Genomic DNA, 19,070 nt, shown 5'->3' with positions numbered 1-19,070 from the left:
TTATGGCGAAGTCCGGCAGTATCAAACGCGAAAGGTGGATACGCCTTTCGATGACCTGGCTGGTGGTGCTGGCCGTCTCGACCATCATCATTTATCCGCTGGTCTGGACGGTAGGAGCATCACTGAATGCGGGTAACAGTCTGCTCAGCAGTTCGATCATTCCGGAGAATGCGTCGCTTCAGCATTATCGCGACCTGTTCAACGGTACGGTGCCTTACCTGACCTGGTACTGGAATTCGATGAAAATCAGTTTCCTGACCATGGTGCTGACGTTAATCAGCGTCAGCTGTACCGCCTATGCCTTTTCCCGCTTTCGGTTTAAGGGTCGACAGAACGGACTGATGCTGTTTCTGCTGCTGCAGATGATCCCGCAGTTTTCGGCGCTGATCGCGATCTTCGTCCTGTCGCAGCTGCTGGGATTAATCAACAGCCACCTGGCGCTGGTGCTGATCTATGTCGGCGGGATGATCCCGATGAACACCTATCTGATGAAGGGCTATCTTGATTCGATTCCCAAAGATCTGGATGAGTCAGCGCGCATGGATGGTGCGGGCAATTTCCGCATCTTTGTTGAGATCATCATGCCGCTGTCGAAGCCGATTCTGGCAGTCGTTGCGCTGTTCTCGTTCACGGGACCGCTGGGCGATTTCATTCTCTCCAGCACCATTCTTCGCACGCCGGAACAGTTTACGCTGCCGATTGGCCTCTACAACCTGGTGTCGCAGAAAATGGGTGCCAGTTACACCACCTATGCGGCCGGAGCCGTGCTGATCGCTGTGCCGGTAGCCGTGTTCTATCTGGCGCTGCAGAAATACTTCGTCTCCGGCCTGGCTTCAGGCAGTACTAAAGGATAAATCATGACGCCCAAAACATTGATTCTCGCCCTCGCGCTGGCCTGGGCGACGCCGCTGCTCGCCGCCGATCAGCCTGTTATCGCCTCTGCAGGGCCGTGGCCCGCCGATTTTATTAAAGGTGCGGACATCTCTTCACTGGCTGAACTGGAAAAGCAGGGCGCGAAATTCAACAACGCGGTTAACCATCAGCAGGATGCTATCGCCATTCTGAAAGCCAGCGGCATCAACACTATCCGGCTGAGGCTGTGGGTGGATCCCACCGACGGCAGCGGTCACACCTACGGCGGTGGCGGCAACGATCTGGCGACTACGCTGGCGCTGGCGAAGCGGGTTAAAGCGGCGGGACTGAAGCTGCTGCTGGATATCCATTACAGCGATTTCTGGACCGATCCCGGCAAGCAGTTCAAACCCAAAGCCTGGCAGTCGCTGACCTTTCCGCAGCTGGAAACGCGGGTGCATGACTATACCCGCGACGTTATCGCCCGTTTTAAAGCGGAAGGAGTGATGCCGGATATCGTGCAGATTGGCAATGAGCTTAACGGCGGCATGCTCTGGCCGGAAGGCAAAAGTTGGGGCCAGAACGGCGGCGAGTTTGATCGGCTGGCGGGCCTGCTCAAGGCGGGCATCAGCGGGCTGCGCGAGAACCTCAGCGATCCGCATCAGGTGAAGATCATGCTGCATCTGGCTGAGGGTACTAAAAACGATACCTTCCGCTGGTGGTTCGATGAAATCGTTAAGCGTGATGTGCCGTTCGATGTGATTGGCCTGTCGATGTACACCTACTGGAACGGCCCCATCAGCGCCCTGAAAGCCAACATGGATGATATCTCCCGACGCTATGACAAAGACGTGATCGTGGTGGAAGCCGCCTATGGCTACACGCTGGAAAACTGTGACAACGCCGAGAACAGTTTCCAGGCGAAAGAGGAGAAAGCGGGCGGCTATCCCGGCACGGTCGCGGGGCAGGCGGCCTATCTGCATGACCTGATTAAAGCAGTGCTGGCGGTGCCGGGCCATCGCGGCAAGGGCGTGGTCTACTGGGAACCGGCGTGGATACCCGCGCCCGGCAATACCTGGGCTACGCCCGCCGGCATGAAATATATCCACGACGAATGGAAACAGGGTAACGCCCGCGAGAACCAGGCGCTATTTGACTGTCATGGCAAGGCGCTGCCTTCGCTACAGGTTTTTCATTAACTATCAGCATTAACGCTGATCTCTTCCTCTGAGGAACAGGTATGAATAAATTTCCCCCGCTGAGCGCCCGGGTTAACCGGCTGTTGCATGGTGCTGACTACAATCCTGAACAGTGGGCGCACCAGCCGGGCATTATTGATGACGACGTCGCGATGATGAAGCAGGCGAACTGCAACGTGATGTCGGTGGGTATTTTCAGCTGGGCGAAGCTGGAGCCGGAAGAGGGGCGCTATGAGTTTGGCTGGCTGGATGAGGTGATCGATACGCTGTGGCTGCAGGGGATTTCCGTGTTTCTCGCCACACCGAGTGGGGCCAGGCCTGCCTGGATGTCGCAGGCGTATCCGGAGGTGTTGCGGGTGGGGCGCGATCGCGTTCCCGCTCTGCACGGTGGCCGTCATAACCACTGTCTGACCTCGCCGGTTTATCGCCAGAAAGTGCAGGCGATGAATAGCCGCCTGGCCGCGCGTTACTCGCATCATCCGGCTGTGGCCGGCTGGCATATCTCTAATGAGTATGGTGGCGAGTGTCATTGCGACCGCTGTCAGCAGGCTTTTCGCGGCTGGCTGCAGCGTCGTTATGAGACGCTGGAGAAACTGAATTTTGACTGGTGGAGTGACTTCTGGAGTCATACCTACACAGACTGGTCACAGATTGCGTCGCCTGCACCGCAGGGCGAGATGTCGATTCATGGTCTGAATCTGGACTGGCGGCGGTTTATGACCGATCAGGTCACTGACTTCTGTCGGGAGGAGATTAAGCCGCTGAAACAGGCGAATCCCGATCTGCCCGCGACCACCAATTTCATGGAGTATTTCTACGACTACGATTACTGGAAGCTGGCACCGGCGCTGGATTTTATCTCCTGGGACAGCTACCCGATGTGGCATAACAAGAAGGATGAGACCACACTCGCCTGTTACACCGCGATGTACCACGATTTGATGCGCACCCTGAAGCAGGGTAAACCGTTTGTATTGATGGAATCGACGCCGGGCTCAACGAACTGGCAGCCGACCAGTAAGCTGAAGAAGCCGGGGATGCATATTCTCTCTTCACTTCAGGCAGTGGCGCATGGTGCGGATGCGGTGCAGTATTTCCAGTGGCGCAAGAGTCGGGGGTCAGTCGAGAAGTTTCATGGCGCGGTGGTCGATCATGTAGGTCATATTGATACGCGAACCGGGCGTGAAGTGAGTGAGCTGGGCCGGATGCTGGCGGCCATGACGCCGGTAATGGGCAGCCGGGTTGAGGCGCGCGTCGCGATTATTTTCGACTGGGAGAGTCGCTGGGCGATGGATAACGCGCAGGGTCCACGTAATCTTGGTCTGCATTATGAGCGTACGGTGAACGAACACTACCGTGCTTTCTGGGAACAGGGTGTTGCAGTAGATGTGATTAACGGCGATAGCGATCTCAGTGGTTATGACCTGGTGATAGCGCCGATGCTGTATATGGTGCGCGACGGTTTTGCCGCGCGAGCAGAAGCGCATGTTGAGCGGGGCGGGCATTTCGTGGCCAGCTACTGGAGCGGCATCGTGAATGAGAGCGATCTCTGTTATCTGGGAGGATTTCCGGGTCCGCTGCGGCCGCTGCTCGGCATCTGGTCAGAAGAGATTGATAGTCTGACGGATGAGGAGTGTAATGGCGTGCGCGGGGTGCGCGGCAATGAGCTGGGTTTGAACGGGCCCTATCAGGCGCGGGAGCTTTGCGAGCATATTCATCTGGAAGGGGCCACGGCGCTGGCCAGTTACGAAAGTGATTTTTATGCCGGAACCCCGGCGGTGACGGTGAATCGGGTCGGTCAGGGTAAAGCCTGGTATATCGCGTCGCGTAATGATCTGCCGTTCCATCGGGATTTTTATGGTGCGCTGATTAAGCAGCTGGGATTGCCGCGTGCGCTGGCGACTGAGCTTCCGCCAGGCGTTGTCGTTCAGCGGCGAACTGATGGTGAACAGGCGTTTCTGTTTGTGCAGAATTTTACCGGTCAGACGCAGCAGGTCTCTTTGCCCGTCGGGCTGAGTGATTTGGTTGATGGCATGTCATTGGGGGAATCGCTGATGCTGGTGCCCTGGGGATGTCGGGTTTTGAGTGTGCCGCTGGAACAGGTGCAAGCACAGGCTTAGAGGGCATATGCCTTCCCAAAAAGACGCAAAAGACGGCATCCCTGCCCGTTCAGTACGGGCAATTACGCACCTCATCCCTGAGGTGCGTCCGTCAGCAGGCTAATGCATCGCGTTGTTCAAAAACGCTCCCGGTGTTTTTATCCAGGCGGCGTGATGCTTTGCTACAGGCATATGCCCCCATCGCTTTTGAGATCAGGCATTGTCTGCAGGAAGAACTGAGTTTTACTGTTGATGTAGGGCGGGTTTTTTAGAGGCTGATTGCAGGAGTCGTGTATGTTTTGTGAACAGTCCCGGGCATGTATCCCTCGTTTTCATTTATCAGTCGTAAGTGGCGGGCAACAGCCCGCCTTTTTATCATCTGAAGGAGAACAATATGGTGAGTCTGAAATCCTTTAAGCAATATTTCAGCCGACAGCCGATAACGGCAGAAGAGGTTGAGATAGACAACGCATTACTGGAGCGGCTTGTCGGGTGTTTTGGCGGGCGTGACAATATTCAGCAGGTGGACGCTTGTATAACCCGGCTGCGGGTGAAGGTGACGTCACTGAAGGCCGTAGACACGGCGGGATTGCAGAAAGCAGGGGCGATTGGTGTGGTGATCCTGGGACACGAGGTACATGCGATCTTTGGTAAGCAGTCCGACCAGCTTCGTCAGTTGCTGGAAGAACGTTTCTTTAAACCGGAGTAACAGCCGCCAGAGAAACACGAAAAAAATGGATAACCGTCGCCGGTTATCCAAATAAGCCCCTGCATAAGAGCTCAATAATGATCACAATGAGGAGGTTGCGCGGTTACCACCAGGCTTCGACCTGTACGCCGAAGTTCCAGGTGTTATTACTGGTGTTGTCTTTGAAGCTGTGTCCATCCTCTGAGTCATTCAGGTAAGAGGCAAACAGTCGCAGTTCCGGACGAGACATAAATTCGGGACCGGCTGCCAGACCCAGCGCCAGCGTATATTTCTGTCCCGCCGCTTTGTAGTCGCTGCCCACTTTGTTTTCATCTTTCTGCCAGAAGCTACCGACTTCACCGATGCCGCGAACATACTGCGTAAACTGATACTGACCACGACCCACCAGCGACAGCAGGGTACTTTTGCTGGTCTGCGCGGTGATATCGTCCGCCGATCCCCAGGTAAAGACCTGATTCAGGGAGAACCTGTCGGTGATTGGGAGCAGACCGGTGTTAATCACGCGGTAGCCAGTGGCGTTTTGTGTATCATTCCACATGTCATACCAGCCGCCGCCCTGCGAAATCATGTTCTGCGCCAGACCTTTGTTAGCGTACTGGAACACCAGCTTCTGGTAGCCGCCCCACATGTCCTGACTGATTTCACTGGTGAGCATGACGCCGTTATCTGCGTCATACAGGCCACCATAATCTTTCTGCTTGTTGGTGGTGTTTGGCATGGCGTAATCGATACCAAATTCAGTCCAGGCACCGTTCCAGGGTTTCCAGCCGGCATACCGAAGATCGAGGTAATTAATGTTGACGTCGTTGTCACCATCGACGCGGTAATCCACGTCATTCGCATCGCCGCGGATCCAGGCAAAAGAGACGGCGCCCGGACCCAGCGTGTAGTTTTCGATACCGGCGCCTGAACCCGAGATGTTCCAGTACTTGGTATCAATGATGTGCAGATCGTGACGCTGGTAGTAGCGTTTACCGCCCCAGATCACCGCATCTTTGTCACCCGGCACCAGCCCTTTGATCTGCAGGTTGAGCTGACGCAGGCCAAACTGCGCATCGTCGCCGAAGGTGGTTTCGTTATCGTTTGAGCCGTCGGAGAACATACTGACCATGGTGTCGACGTAGAAACTGACGTCATCCTTTTTGTAGACTTCGCTGCCCAGCTCAACCTCACCATAAGTGTCAGCTTCATTGCCGAGACGGCCCACCTTGTTCTTTTGATACTCTTCAATACCGCCATCCTGTGATACGCCAACGCCACCACGCAGATAGCCATGGAAATCGATGTTGTCGATAGCGGCATAGAGCGTCGGGGAGGTCAGGGCCGCAGCAAGCGCCACAGCAGCAGTACGTAACCTTGTTTCCATGTTATCCTCAATTATATTTGTAATACGTTCACATGACAGCGGAAGTAAACGCTTTTTGTCAGATGAGTGACAAATAAAATCGCAATAATGTGTGATGTACTGCAAATATAATGGCGCAATTTGTAACGATTAGTGAATCAGATCACCAAATTTTATAATGTGAAGGTATTACTTTTACTTTTTATTCGCGCAATGTGACTGCGGTAGTCTGGCTGACATCAGGGCTGTGATAACATTCCGCCATCGGTAATCAGGGATGCGAATTATGAAATCAAAAAATGCCACCTTAGAGGATGTCGCCCGCCATGCTGGCGTGTCGTATCAGACGGTTTCGCGGGTTTTGAATAAGTCGGCAAACGTCTCGGAATCAACGCGGCGCAAGGTGGAACACGCAATTGAAACCCTGCGCTACGTACCCAACCGCCTGGCGCAGCAGCTGGTGGGCAAGCAGAGCACAACACTGGGTCTGGTAACGACGTCGCTGGCGTTGCATGCGCCCTCGCAGGTAGCTGCTGCGGTAAAACGTTATGCGAATGCTGCGGACTATCAGGTGCTGATCGCCATGATTGATGAGAACGTCAATCAAAGTCTGCAGGATTGCATTAATGAACTTAAGTCTCAGCGGGTAGATAAAGTAATCATTAATGTCCCGCTGGAGAGCAGCGCTGCCGAGCAGGTTGTGCAGGAGAACGACGATATTCTCTGTCTCTTCCTTGATGTGGATCCCTACAGCGCAGTGTTTAACGTTTCGTTTAACCCGGCTGATGGCACTCGTGCCAGCGTTAAATATCTCTATGAACAAGGGCATCGTGATTTTGCCCTGCTGGCGGGTCCTGAGCAGTCGGTCTCCGCCAGGCTGCGGTTAAAGAGCTGGCTAGACACGCTGGAAAGCTACGGTCTGAAGCCGGTCAGCATCAGCCACGGTAACTGGGATGCGCAGAGTGGTTACAATGGCGTGCTGCAACTGCTGCGTGAAGCGCCTGAATTCAGTGCGTTGCTGGTGGGCAACGACCAGATGGCACTGGGCGTGCTAAGTGCGCTGCATCAGCGCGGTGTGGCGGTGCCTGGGCAGATTTCGGTGATTGGCTACGATGACACCTATGAAAGTGCCTTTTTCCATCCGGCGCTGACCACGGTGTCGCTGGATCTCGATTTGCAGGGCAAAGAGGCGGTTGCGCGTCTGTTGCTGGCCAGTGAGCAGGATGAGCAGCGTTCCTCCTCAATTCTGCCGGCAAAGTTAGTGGTGCGCAGCTCGACTGGTATCGCCGGACAACAGCAGCGTGATTTAAAGCAGATTGCAGAACAGCTGCGGCTGATTGCCAGCCGTCTTGAGTAGCGGGGGCCAGACAAAGATAAAAAAGCATAACAACACCCCGCTGCTATGCTCAGATCAGGATAACGCTTCTGAATTTCAGAAAAATTACCCATTGCCTGAGCTGGTCGGTTAACGTGCATTCTTATTACCTGTAAGCCAGCCGGTATGCTCAGCCCGATTCCTCTACATCCAGGATGTGACACTATGCTGTGGCTTGAACAGGGACTTTACCTCAGGATTGAAGAGTTAACGCATGGCCCCAGGCCGCTGCCGCTTTCCAGTGGCTTTACCCCGCAGACCGCTTATCGCGCGCTGGGCTGCTTTAACCCCTCTGAAACCTCAGATGCTTACTACATTCTTTCAAATGACCGCGATGAAATCTGGTTTATCTGCAACCGGCATCTCAGAACCGTTTTTCTGGATGCCAGCAACACAGCATTTCGGGTGAAAATGCAGGAGCCAGCAGAAAGTCTGCCTGTCCTCTCTGCTGCACATGAAGAGCTTATCGTTTCCATCGAGCGGCCAGCCTGATTTAACAGCCTGCACGGACGATGACAGATCAGATAATTAAAAAGCCGCCATCACTGGCGGCCCTGACGACATTCAGGAAGAAGCGTGACCTGTAAATCGTCCGTTAGCGCTTTTTTAATTCGCAGGAGCGGTCTTCATTGCCGGTCGCTGTGGCAGCACCACCAGAAAAGCGATGATGATCAGTGCCAGCGTCAGCGAGGCGCCATAGCGACTCAGCGCGAGTCCGCCCGAAGCAAGTGGTTTATCCAGGAAGTCACCGACAACGGCACCCAGTGGTCGGGTCATGATAAAGGCTGCCCAGAACAGCGCTGTGCGTGAAAGGGAGGTAAAGCGACTTGCCGCCCAGATGATCGCCAGCGCGCCGACAAACAGCAGGATCCCGCCATCGTAACCCAGGCCTTCGCTGTCTGCCGTCCAGTCACCCAATGCTGTGCCCAGTGTCTGAGAAAACATAATGGTGACCCAGTAAAAACTCTCAGTAACACCGTTGCTTACCGAACTCACTGCGACCGTTCCACAGGTCATTTTCCAGAGAAAAAGAGAGAGGATCAGCAGAGTGCTCAGCAGCAGTGTACCGCCCATATAACCAATATTCAGTGAGCGATCGGCAAAGTCCGCCATTGTTGTACCGACGGTGGTGGTCGCCACGACGGTGAACCAGTAGATCCATTTGTTAAAGCTGTTGCGATTGATCTGGACCACGACAGAGACCAGAAAGATGATGGCGAAAATCAGTGTTCCGGTCAGGTAACCGAGATTCATCGACATCGTCACCGCATCGCCGCCGGTTTCACCCAGGGTAGTCGCAGCGATTTTGGTCAACCAGAAAGCCGCGGTAACGGCCGGAACTTTACTCAGAGCGTGAGAAGCTGTGATGTTATTTTGCATAGGGTGAGACTCCGGAAAAGCCCAACATGGGCTAATACAGGAAAGATGTTATAGGATTAATCTTAAGGAAAGATTAAGCTGCAGGCGAAGCGGGAGCAATTTTGACCGGCTGTTAATGCCGCCCTGAGGATTGAAATACGCCACGATATGAAATTTTTTTACAGTGTGAATGCGATTATTTAGCGGTATTGTTAACGTTTTTATACATATTTACAGATATTAAAACGTCACTGTCCTGAACGAATTTTCAGAAAGCCCCAAATGGCTCTTCCAGACAGCACATTATCTATGAGTAAAAAAGTTAACAAATTGTGAGACGCAATTAGTTGCCAGCAGCATAGCTTTTGTCGGCCCGGCTATTTCTTTCCCCGTCATTCGCCAGACAGAATGTCATTACTGAGCGCCCCCAAACCCACAGCGATGTTCAGCCGGTTTCAGGGTTTACCGCCCTGAGACAACATACTGTGATTAAAGATTATGCCCCGATGAGCCGATATAAACAGGCTCACACTTCTGATACTACAGCCTGAAAGCTTTGCGTAATGCCACATGAGAGGGCACCTTAGAAAACGCTGCCGGAAAGGCCTCAGTTTCCGCCAGCATTTATCACGGCCCGCAATACTGAACCTTTATGCATAGCTTCACTCAACTACAGGCAGGCATTAACGGTTATAATCAGGTCTGTAGCGACGTGTATTGAACTTATTTAACATCGTCAGCAACGTCGGAGCCGACCGCCATGAACCCAATGATCAAACCTTCTTTTACTGCTGTTTGGTCTACGGATGCCCGGGGAATCTGCATCGCCAGTCAGGAAATTCCTGCGGGTCTGATGCCTGAACTTAAGGGCGTGACGCTGAGTGCATGGCTGAGACTGGCGCAGGCTGACGACGATGCAAAGATCGCGCTGCAACTGACTGCAGCCCTGGAATTGCTGACCCCTTTCCATATTGAAGTGCCTATCCATTGTCTGGATGGCAAGACGCGTCGGGTCCTTGTTTCCGGCCTGCCAGATTGCCAGCCTGGCACCTCCCATCTGCAGTACAACGGCTTTATTCTGGATGTGACCGGGCAGCGTAAAGACCTGGAAGATGCGCTGCGCACGGCGGCGGAGTATCGCCTTCTGATTGAAAACAGTACCGATCTGATTGCCCATTGCGACGCGGAAGGCAGATACGTATCAATCTCTCCCTCTTACAGCGAAATCTTAGGCTGGACAACCGAAGAGGTTGTGGGGCAACGGGTGGTGGATTTCCTGCATCCCGATGACCGCGAATTAGCCAGCGAAGCGCTGGGATGCATCTTTAGCGGCGGGATACTGCCGGATGTTGTTGAGGTTCGCAAACTGCATCGCGACGGCCATTACATCTCACTGGGTACCAAAGCCTGTGGCGTCATCAATCCCAATTCAGGAAAAAATATTGGTGCCGTGCTGGTATCGCGCGATATCACGCGGGACAAAGAACGGATGCGTAATCTTGAGAAGCTGGCAACGCTGGACACGCTGACCGGGCTGCACAATCGTGCCTGGATTAACGAGAAGGTGGGATTTATGCTGGCGCAGGCAGACGATCTGGCCTACACCACGGTGATGTTTATCGATTTGAATGGCTTCAAGGCGGTGAACGACCTGATGGGTCACGCGACAGGCGATGCCCTGCTGCAACAGGTCAGTGAACGGCTGCGGCACTGTATGCGTCCGGGCGATTCGGTGGCGCGACTGGGTGGCGATGAGTTTGTTGTGGCTGCTAAATGCAGCAATCACGAAACCGCATCCGCAATTGCCCTGCGAATTATTGACACTCTGCAGGCACCTTTCGCCATCGATAATATGGATGTTCGCATCGGCGCGGCGATTGGTATCAGCCTTGCCCGCTTCGGGAAAGCAACGGCCAAAATGTTATTCGAAAACGCAGATAAGGCAATGTACCAGGCGAAAGCACGACGTGATGGTTCTTATCAGTTTTTTGAGCCAGTTGTGGAGTAGCCGTTGTACATGATGGCGGGTCTCCGCTTTCCTTCCTGTCGTGCTTATCAAGAACTTATCTGCTCATCAACCTGGGCTATCATGCAGGAGCGTCGCTCAGGCATAAGATTATGCAGATTCTTCGCCATCCCGCCCTGCATCGTAACCTGTCTGCGCCTGTTCCATGGCTTCTCCATATTGCTTTGCTCAGTTCACCAGCGCGACAAAAGGCTCCTGCAATGTCCGACCCAGTGGCGTAATCGCATATTCGACCGCCACTGGCGATGAAGCAATCACGCGGCGGCTCACCAGTCCGTTGCGTTCCAGCCGGCGTATTGCTTCTGTCAGAGATTTATGGGTGATGGGGTCGAGCCTGCGCTTGATGGCATTAAAACGCGAGCGCTGAAAGCATAATACGGTGAGGTTTAAAACCGACCACTAATTCGCTACGTGTTCCAGGACAGGGCGGGTGCTGTTGATCCCGGCCAGTAGCTGGCTGAGGCAGTCGCACTGATCGGCGGTCAGGCTGAGGCCATTCTGGGCGATATCACCCGCACAGACGACCTTGCGCATCTGTTCGAACCCCCTGGCATCAGAGCGGGTCGCCTCGATATCCTCATCAACGCTTCAGGTGTGTCTGAACCGGCCAGCCTGGAAGAGACCACGGAAAAACACATCGATCGCGCTTAATCTGAATGTGTGAGCCATGGTGCTGACGGTGCAGCTTGCGGTGCGATTGATGGGTGAGGGCGGCAGTATCGTGCTGGAGGGTTCCGTTGCGGGCGTGATAGCGAATCCCGGTTATGGCAGCTATTACGCCTGAAAGACCGCGGTAGGGTCTTATGCACGTACCTGGAATAGCGAGCTGGCACCGCGCGGAACCAGGGTTAATACGCTGAGTCCTGGTCCTGTCATCACGCCGATGTTTGACCGGGCCAGCAATGAAGTGAGGCAGACGCTGACCGCCCGGATACCGGCAAAGCGGCTGGGAAATCCTGAAGAAGTGGCGGCTGCGGCACTGTTTCTGGCTTCAGATGAAAGCAGTTATATTAGCGGCACCGAACTGGTCATTGATGGCGGAATGATTGCGTAAAAAAACCTGGAGAGCGTTACGGGTAGTGTGCCTGTGACGCCATTCATGCCATCAGCTTAACCACTTTGCCCATTGAGGCTTTTGCAGGTATCAGGTTGCAAAGCGAGTACAGGCTGAGTATTCGCTGATATTGGCAGGTAACATCCCAGTTGATAAGGGTACGAAGAATAATAAATGTCGGGCTCAGAACATCGTTAATTTCATCCTCTTTGCTAATGGCTAATCACCAGTGTTACCCGCTGAAAGAGCAGCCAGAATGGCAGCTTCCATTTTCCTGGGCGTCGTGGTCGGTGCAAATCGTTTGATGGGTTTGCCATCGCGCCCAATCAGGAACTTGGTGAAGTTCCATTTAATACGGCCACCCAGCACGCCGGGTAACTCTTCTTTCAGGTAACGGAAAATCGGGTGCGTTGCGGTACCGTTCACGTCCACTTTTCCAGACATAGGAAAACTTACGCCGTAGTTGATATGGCATGTCTGCGCGATCTCGACGGCATTTCCTGGTTCCTGCTTACCGAACTGGTTGCAGGGAAAACCCAGTATCACCAGGCCCCGGGCAGCATATTTTTTGTAGAGTGTTTCAAGCCCGGCATATTGTGGTGTAAATCCACAATGACTGGCAGTATTCACCACCAGCACTACTTTACCAGCATAATCGGCCATCGGGAGTGGCTGGTCTTTCAGGCTGGTGGCAGAGAGCTGATAAAAGAGAGACATGGTGCCATCCTCAGAGCGGAACCTGTTTTTCGTCAACCTTAGCACAGTGCGGATAACGGCGTCAGATCAAGGGATAGAGTGTCGGGTTCGGCATCTGCGGCGCAAGCAATCGCTGCATGCACATGGCGGGAAGAGCAGTACTCTTACCGCCAGCTCATTAATATGACTCCAGCCGTGTTACTCAGCCATTATCGCGGAATCCGGGATAAAGACTCATTCCACCATCGATAAACAGTGTGGTGCCGTGAACATAGTCGGAAAGGTCACTGGCCAGCCAGACCACCGCATTCGCCACATCTTCCGCCGCACCGATACGTCCGTAAGGGATGAGTTTTAACAGCGCTTTACCCGCTTCCCCCTGAGTGGTTTCTTCGTTAATGGCGGTTGCAATAGCGCCGGGTGCTACTGAGTTGACGCGTATGCGATCTTCACCCACTTCCTGTGCCAGGCTTTTCATCAGTAAATCAACCCCGCCTTTTGAGGCAGCGTAGTTAACATGTCCGGCCCAGGGAATGAGCTGATGAACCGAGCTCATGTGAATAATCTTGCCCACAGCCCGGCTGATCTCCTGACGGTGCTCCTGGTCACGAAACTGACGCAGCGCAGCCCGTGCGCAAAGGAACTGTCCGGTCAGATTCACGTCCAGAACGGTATTCCAGTCTGCAAGCGACATCTCAATGGAAGGCGCATCTTTCTGCAGCCCTGAGTTCGCCACCAGAATATCCAGCCTGCCAAATTCAGCAATCGTCCTGGCAAAGAGATTTTCTACGTCAGCCTCCTTTGAGACATCACCCTTTACTGCAATGGCGCGTCCACCGTCTGCACGAATTTTGTCAACCAGCTCCTCGGCGGGTTCCTTCTGGCTGTGGTAGTTAACCACCACACCAGCACCAGCTTTGGCGAGTGCTTCTGCGCAGGCATAGCCGAGACCTGAGCTGGCGCCGGTAACCAGCGCAACCTGATTTTCGAGTGATAAGATCATGAGGCTTCCTTAATTCTGTGAATGATGAGCTTGTCAAACCCGGGGGGCTTCATCATGGGATTGAATATCGATGTATCGCTGACACAACGATTTTCAGATACTCACACGGTGACTGAGCGACTGGCCGGATCGCGTGCATGGGCCTGAGACACTGAATTATAGATGCGAAGTGCGGGGTTAGTTGGTGTTGGGGTTGCGATCGGGATTTGCGGAGAATGCCAGGGGTGCATTTTGGTTCACCTCCTTTTATCCTGACGGTAGTCATCAAAAAGGATATGAGCATGATAACGGTTGAAAAAGCAGATCCTCGCTCAGCAGAGTCTCAACTTCTGATGAATAAACTATCAGCAGAACTCGCGGCGATTACCAGTGACGGTGGCAACCGTAACTTCACCATAGACTCTTTAGATAACGAGAAATCGCTCTGGGTACTCGCCAGAAACGACAAGGGCGAGGCAGTGGGGTGTGGCGCAATCAGACCGTTAACCGGACATGTTGCCGAACTTAAAAGGATGTTCTCAGATCGTAGTTCCCCGGCTATTGGTAGTGGTTTACTCACTTTCCTGGAAAACGCCGCCCTTAATATGGGTTATAGCCAAACCTGGCTTGAAACGCGCTCTGTTAACCATAAGGCTGTAAATTTTTATCTGAGAAAGGGTTATGAACGCATTGAGAATTATGGACCTTACATCAATCGCAAAGAGGCGGTGTGCTTTGCTAAAATCCTGAAGTGATATTTATTCAGGGATTTTCTTAATAGGGTAAGTAACGAGTGGTTTGATTTCTTTAAGCACAAACATGCTCTGCATTTCTTTAATGCCTGGCAATCTGCGTACCACTGACATGGCAAAATCAGCATAAGAGTCCAGATCTGACGCCACAACCTGTAGCAGAAAGTCTGCATCTCCACCTATGCTATAGCAGGCAACCACATCTTCCAGCGAGGTCACTTCTTCTTCAAATTTTCTGGCCTCCGCTTCGCTATGACTATCTATGACGACCCGGATAAAAACCATCACGCCCAGACCAATTTTTTTACGATCAAGAACAGCACGATAGCCCTGAATCACGCCATCTTCCTCAAGCTTGCGCACTTTGCGCCAGCTGGGAGAAGCTGAAACGTTTATTTTCTCTGCCAGAATCTGGTTAGTAATGCGAGCATCATCCTGCAAAATTGCCAGAATTTTCATATCTGTCGGGCTAAGGGTCATATGAGGTCATTCTTTTCGTTTTATGAGCATTAAGGGGTTATTCTTACCTTAATGTCGGAATGAAGTAAATGATATAGGTAACAATTTTCGGCATCATTGCGTCATAATAAACTCAATATCACAAAGAGTTACTACAAACAGTTCAGGAGAAATAGGAATCTGCGTTTAATCTCAGTTGAAATTTTTATTTAAATGGCGCATAGGGTAGACCCTGTGTTATGGCGCTAATATAGATTGTACAATGCACGCTCAGCAGAGTTGCATCGATAAAATAATGGGCTTTGCATGTCGGATAATATCATTAAAACAGTCAGGCTTAATAATGGAGCCAGATGCTCGCACCACTAGCAAAAAGAGTATTTTAAGAAATTACTAAGGCTATTATTTTCAGCTTAACTTAGTTTTATTCAGATCCGGTTGTGTTTAAGGAATTATATCAATCAACAGACACTCTTAAAATTAAATTCTATAAGGAATAATTATGTCAGGTAGTGCTCAGGTAATATCTTATATGGCTGCACTTGGTTTAGCGGCCGCAATTCCGGGGCCGGGTATGACTGCCTTAGTTGCTCGCAGCGTAAGTGGTGGGGCGGTCACAGGCTTTACAATGCTGGCCGGTCTTATTCTTGGAGATTTGATTTATTTATCTATAGCGGTATTTGGTCTGGCGGTGATCGCTCATACTTATACTTCTTTATTCACGCTGATTAACTGGGCTGCCTCACTCTATCTATGTATGCTGGCATGGCAATTCTGGTGCCATAAGCCCCAGGCTATAAACATTGGCCAGAAAGCAACAAAACGGGAACTGGCAGCAGCCTGGTTTTCTGGGCTGACCATAACGCTTGGGAACCCTAAAACCATCGCTTTTTATCTTGCTATACTGCCTCTGGTTATCTCTCTGGATGATGTATCGTTACAGATGTGGGGAGGGATGCTGGTGCCGCTTACTGTGATTGTCCTTATGAGTGTCGGCGCGATTTTTATTCTTGCTGCGCTCAGAATAAGGCAATTCCTCACTAGTGAAAAAGCGCAACGACGCCTTTTCCGTTCAGCCGGATCCATTATGATGCTGGCCGCGGTTGGAATGGCGATAAAGACTTTATGACGTCTCTTGCCACCGTCTGCAGGTTACAGGAATGCCGCTAATCTGGTGCGGTCTTAATAGAAAGTGTACGCAGCGTTAATTCAGATATTCAGCATTAAAAACGAAGTCTGCCCGCTATAGTAAGACGGACTCAAAAAGCAGATATTTTTGGATATCTGCTTTATTGTTTTTGAGATATTCCTGATTGTGTAGTCTTGTCTGGCCACTCTTCAGACCCTGATTGTCAAGGCCAGACAGATACACCAATGCATTAAAGCGACCAGTGATGTATCAGCCTGCCATCGATGGCGTACTGGCTGCCTGTAACGAACAACATATCGTCGGGAAGCAGAAGGAGTGCCAGGGTCAAAGCTTGTTCGGCAGTTCCTGCGCTTCCGGGAAGAACCTTGCTGACAATAAAGTCTTCAACATAATTATCAGTCGTTATCTCTTCCATCATACAACAATAACATCACGCCAATAATTGCTGAAGTTGGAGCAGTGAAGGCTTTCCGCCTGGAGCCGTCATTCACAACGCTTAGCGCAACAGGAATAGCAACCCCGCTTCGCATTATGTATCTGAACATAACTCACTTGCGGATCGGCAAAAAAACGGCGCAGCAGAATTTCAGCAAAATTTCCTTCAGTAATATCTGCCTCTCTTAAAAAGTGTTTTTCATCATAAGCACGTAATGACAGCACTCTGTTCTGCAGGACTTCAGGTAATTCATTGAGGTAAATGCCTTGTCGGGTGCGTCCCTCCCAGATATAAATTGCATGCGTGCCAAAGTAGGGTGTGTCTGCAGACTGATAAATGTGATTGATCAGAAGGGCGGTTTCACCCGCAGGAATATCACACAATGAGATTCTGTCGGGATAACCAGGATAGCACTCTACCTTTTGACGTATTGCATTGTGTTTTTCCAGATAGCTATCGCTCTGTCCAAAGAGATGAATAAACGGCTCGGCTTGCAGGCCGGAAATTTCGTATTTCATAATGACCCCTGTGGTTTCATAGTTACACTGCGAGTCATTACGTTATCGAATAGCTTGAGGCGAAACTCGCCGTTTTCGGTCAGAGGAATCAGTGACATAAACCTTTGGTCGTTGCAGATGTTGCATTCATCAGACACTGAAACTCAAAGAAACCTTTTTTTTCTTCCATATTTGTTTTCTGACCGGCACCTCAGAAAAAGATCGCTGAACTCCACCCCATTAACGACATATCCGTCACATAAAACAAAACTGCTATGTACTTTTTTTGTGACAACCAACTCAACCTAGTCACACCCTCAGGCAGGGGTAAGATTTTATCGTGATAACGGTATTACTCAGTAAATTACAGTTGTACGAAGCACAACAATTCGGTTCTATGCTGCCCATAGGCCGATGACAAAATTGTGAGGATCATCATGTCTGAAAAACAGCACATCACGACATTCTCTGCCGATGTTGAGCAGCAGACCGTTAAGAAGGTGATCTGGCACATTTTTCCCTTTCTGATTGTCTGTTGACTGATTGTCATCATCGATCGCGGCAACATCGGAATGACTTCGTTACAGATGAGCGAAGATTCAGTGTTGTCGAGCGCCGTATCTGGTTTTGCAAGCAGCCTGTTTTTCGTGGGTTACTTCCTGTTTGAAGTTTCCGGTAACTTCGCCATGCAGAAAACTGGGGCTAAGATCTGGATCTATCGCATCATGGTGTCCTGGGACATTATTTCGGTCTGAACTGCTTTTGTTGAAAGTGCCAATACGCTCTACGCACTGCGCTTTTTACTGGGTGCAGCCGAGGCAGGATTTATTCCTGTCATAATTATTTATCTGACTTACTGGTTCCCGGGCAAGTTTCGTGCGCGTGTGATAGCAACCCTCGTGGTGGCAATCCCGGCGGCAAACGTTATTGGATCGCCCATCTCCGGTTTGATTTTGTCGCTCGACGGCTGGTCAGGCATGTGTGGCTGGCACTGGTTATTCATCCTGGAAAGTCTTCCGGCGGTGATTCCGGGAATTGCAGCTTTCTTCTTACTCAGTAATCGTCCGACTGATGCCAGCTGGTTAGATCAGGAAAAAAAAGTGTGGCTGAGCACGACTATACAGGCAGAAAACGAGAAGAAAAAAGCGATTGGTCATAACTCGCTATGGCAGTGAATGCGTCACAAGTATATCCGGGGGATGGCGCTGATTTTTGCGGGGGCTTCTGCGGCGGGATCAACACTTAGCGTCTGATCTCCGCAACTGCTGAAATCGTTCGGGATGGATAAATTCACCACTGGTTTAGTCTATGCGATTCCTTACGGTCGGGCATCCATTCTGATGATTGCAGGAGGCAGAAGTTCTGACCGGAGCGGCGAGCGTCACTGGCATACCGTGTTATCGCTGTTCCTGATTGCAGGTGGTCTGCTCTCCACCTTTATCACCAACAGACTGACCGGCAGTGTTGTCATCCTATAGCTGGTATTAGTCGGTGCCTGCTCAATGAAGGGACCTTTCCGGGCGCTGGCCTCGGGATGGATGTCATCAACTACCGCTGCTGCGGGTCTGGTCGCTATCGGTGCAATGGCGAACCTGACTGGCGGAGGGTTAATGGTCAACGTTTACGGCATCATTAATCAGGCGAAAGGCAGCCATACGCTGGCAATGATGCAACTGGCTATCCTCTGTGGCATCGGCGGTATTGCGGTGCTGGTCATGGGTCAAAAAAAAAGAGTTAAACAACTAAGTTGACACTCACGCTTCGCCAGTCAGTCAGTAAATAACGTAATATCACCTGCCGATGCTGAGCATTGCGTCTGCTGGTGAGTCCTTTCAGCTTTCACTGCCACAAGAACATTGTTCTAACTGCCAGAAAATACCAGACTCATCATAAGAACATTCCTCCAAAGATAGTAAAACGTCGATGGATTAATTCATCATATATGAGATCAGGCTTTGTGTTCCAGGTTCTCACTTTAAACGGCGATTCGACCATACAAGTGAATTTAAAGCCTCGCAGCATGTAAAAGTGATTGCTCAAAGCCTGCATCAGGCTGGATCGAAGAAATTACACCTTTAGG

General features: G+C 51.6%; 16 protein-coding genes and 3 pseudogenes. 11 read left to right on the top strand and 8 right to left on the bottom strand.

What is annotated here, in order from left to right:
- Positions 1-2 precede the first annotated feature (2 nt).
- The 4 genes from QSK07_RS14050 (at position 3) to QSK07_RS14035 (ending at position 4,859) form a co-directional block, all read left to right on the top strand.
- On the top strand, positions 3-854 hold the full coding sequence (locus QSK07_RS14050; protein ID WP_285721481.1) for a sugar ABC transporter permease: 852 nt from the start codon (positions 3-5) through the stop codon (positions 852-854).
- Between the two features lie 3 nt (positions 855-857).
- The gene (locus QSK07_RS14045; RefSeq protein WP_285721482.1) at positions 858-2,051 is read left to right on the top strand and encodes a glycoside hydrolase family 53 protein; all 1,194 of its coding nucleotides are present in this window, start codon (positions 858-860) and stop codon (positions 2,049-2,051) included.
- 41 nt (positions 2,052-2,092) lie between these two features.
- Positions 2,093-4,171, top strand: a complete 2,079-nt coding sequence (locus QSK07_RS14040) for a beta-galactosidase (protein WP_285721483.1) — start codon at positions 2,093-2,095, stop codon at positions 4,169-4,171.
- A 373-nt stretch (positions 4,172-4,544) separates the two neighbouring features.
- Positions 4,545-4,859, top strand: coding sequence for a PTS sugar transporter subunit IIB (locus tag QSK07_RS14035; RefSeq protein ID WP_033735499.1), 315 nt, complete (start codon positions 4,545-4,547; stop codon positions 4,857-4,859).
- 103 nt (positions 4,860-4,962) lie between these two features.
- On the opposite strand, the gene QSK07_RS14030 is transcribed toward QSK07_RS14035, so the two are convergent.
- Positions 4,963-6,225, bottom strand: coding sequence for a maltoporin (locus QSK07_RS14030; protein WP_285721484.1), 1,263 nt, complete (start codon positions 6,223-6,225; stop codon positions 4,963-4,965).
- A gap of 265 nt (positions 6,226-6,490) precedes the next feature.
- Here QSK07_RS14030 and QSK07_RS14025 point away from each other — a divergent pair, with 265 nt between their 5' ends.
- Positions 6,491-7,561, top strand: a complete 1,071-nt coding sequence (locus tag QSK07_RS14025) for a LacI family DNA-binding transcriptional regulator (RefSeq protein ID WP_275221673.1) — start codon at positions 6,491-6,493, stop codon at positions 7,559-7,561.
- A 183-nt stretch (positions 7,562-7,744) separates the two neighbouring features.
- Positions 7,745-8,071 carry a hypothetical protein gene (locus QSK07_RS14020; RefSeq protein ID WP_098050224.1) on the top strand — a complete coding sequence of 109 codons (327 nt, stop codon included), beginning with the start codon at positions 7,745-7,747 and terminating at the stop codon, positions 8,069-8,071.
- A 114-nt stretch (positions 8,072-8,185) separates the two neighbouring features.
- On the opposite strand, the gene QSK07_RS14015 is transcribed toward QSK07_RS14020, so the two are convergent.
- Complete coding sequence (locus QSK07_RS14015) at positions 8,186-8,959, bottom strand: COG4705 family protein (RefSeq protein WP_285721485.1); 774 nt, start codon at positions 8,957-8,959, stop codon at positions 8,186-8,188.
- Positions 8,960-9,698: 739 nt separating this feature from the next.
- On the opposite strand from QSK07_RS14015, the gene QSK07_RS14010 reads away from it, so the two are divergent.
- Positions 9,699-10,946 carry a sensor domain-containing diguanylate cyclase gene (locus tag QSK07_RS14010; protein ID WP_285721486.1) on the top strand — a complete coding sequence of 416 codons (1,248 nt, stop codon included), beginning with the start codon at positions 9,699-9,701 and terminating at the stop codon, positions 10,944-10,946.
- A gap of 108 nt (positions 10,947-11,054) precedes the next feature.
- Here QSK07_RS14010 and QSK07_RS14005 read toward each other — a convergent pair.
- Positions 11,055-11,414 (bottom strand): annotated as a pseudogene (locus tag QSK07_RS14005) (winged helix-turn-helix transcriptional regulator).
- Between the two features lie 3 nt (positions 11,415-11,417).
- Here QSK07_RS14005 and QSK07_RS22950 point away from each other — a divergent pair.
- Positions 11,418-12,018 (top strand): annotated as a pseudogene (locus QSK07_RS22950) (SDR family NAD(P)-dependent oxidoreductase); the annotation flags it as partial.
- A 219-nt stretch (positions 12,019-12,237) separates the two neighbouring features.
- Here QSK07_RS22950 and QSK07_RS13995 read toward each other — a convergent pair.
- Both QSK07_RS13995 and QSK07_RS13990 read right to left on the bottom strand, forming a co-directional pair.
- A complete protein-coding gene (locus tag QSK07_RS13995) occupies positions 12,238-12,735 on the bottom strand; it encodes a glutathione peroxidase (RefSeq protein ID WP_285721487.1) in 498 nt (165 codons plus the stop codon).
- Between the two features lie 181 nt (positions 12,736-12,916).
- A complete protein-coding gene (locus QSK07_RS13990; RefSeq protein WP_285721488.1) occupies positions 12,917-13,717 on the bottom strand; it encodes an SDR family oxidoreductase in 801 nt (266 codons plus the stop codon).
- Positions 13,718-13,998: 281 nt separating this feature from the next.
- On the opposite strand from QSK07_RS13990, the gene QSK07_RS13985 reads away from it, so the two are divergent.
- On the top strand, positions 13,999-14,451 hold the full coding sequence (locus tag QSK07_RS13985) for a GNAT family N-acetyltransferase (protein WP_275222119.1): 453 nt from the start codon (positions 13,999-14,001) through the stop codon (positions 14,449-14,451).
- 3 nt (positions 14,452-14,454) lie between these two features.
- Here QSK07_RS13985 and QSK07_RS13980 read toward each other — a convergent pair whose 3' ends face one another.
- Positions 14,455-14,928 carry an Lrp/AsnC family transcriptional regulator gene (locus QSK07_RS13980; RefSeq protein ID WP_285721489.1) on the bottom strand — a complete coding sequence of 158 codons (474 nt, stop codon included), beginning with the start codon at positions 14,926-14,928 and terminating at the stop codon, positions 14,455-14,457.
- A gap of 481 nt (positions 14,929-15,409) precedes the next feature.
- Here QSK07_RS13980 and QSK07_RS13975 point away from each other — a divergent pair, with 481 nt between their 5' ends.
- The gene (locus tag QSK07_RS13975; RefSeq protein ID WP_098050218.1) at positions 15,410-16,036 is read left to right on the top strand and encodes a LysE family translocator; all 627 of its coding nucleotides are present in this window, start codon (positions 15,410-15,412) and stop codon (positions 16,034-16,036) included.
- A 250-nt stretch (positions 16,037-16,286) separates the two neighbouring features.
- Here QSK07_RS13975 and QSK07_RS13970 read toward each other — a convergent pair whose 3' ends face one another.
- Positions 16,287-16,475 carry a hypothetical protein gene (locus QSK07_RS13970; RefSeq protein ID WP_285721490.1) on the bottom strand — a complete coding sequence of 63 codons (189 nt, stop codon included), beginning with the start codon at positions 16,473-16,475 and terminating at the stop codon, positions 16,287-16,289.
- Positions 16,476-16,540: 65 nt separating this feature from the next.
- Positions 16,541-17,011, bottom strand: a complete 471-nt coding sequence (locus tag QSK07_RS13965) for a DUF1203 domain-containing protein (protein WP_285721491.1) — start codon at positions 17,009-17,011, stop codon at positions 16,541-16,543.
- A 416-nt stretch (positions 17,012-17,427) separates the two neighbouring features.
- On the opposite strand from QSK07_RS13965, the pseudogene QSK07_RS13960 reads away from it, so the two are divergent.
- Positions 17,428-18,741 (top strand): annotated as a pseudogene (locus tag QSK07_RS13960) (MFS transporter).
- The last annotated feature ends 329 nt before the right edge of the window (positions 18,742-19,070 follow it).

The sequence above is a fragment of the Pantoea sp. QMID4 genome, assembly GCF_030270445.1.
Classification (GTDB): Bacteria; Pseudomonadota; Gammaproteobacteria; order Enterobacterales; family Enterobacteriaceae; genus Pantoea; species Pantoea vagans.
Note: the sequence above shows the minus strand (reverse complement) of the source record. Positions and strands in the feature narration are given on the sequence as shown.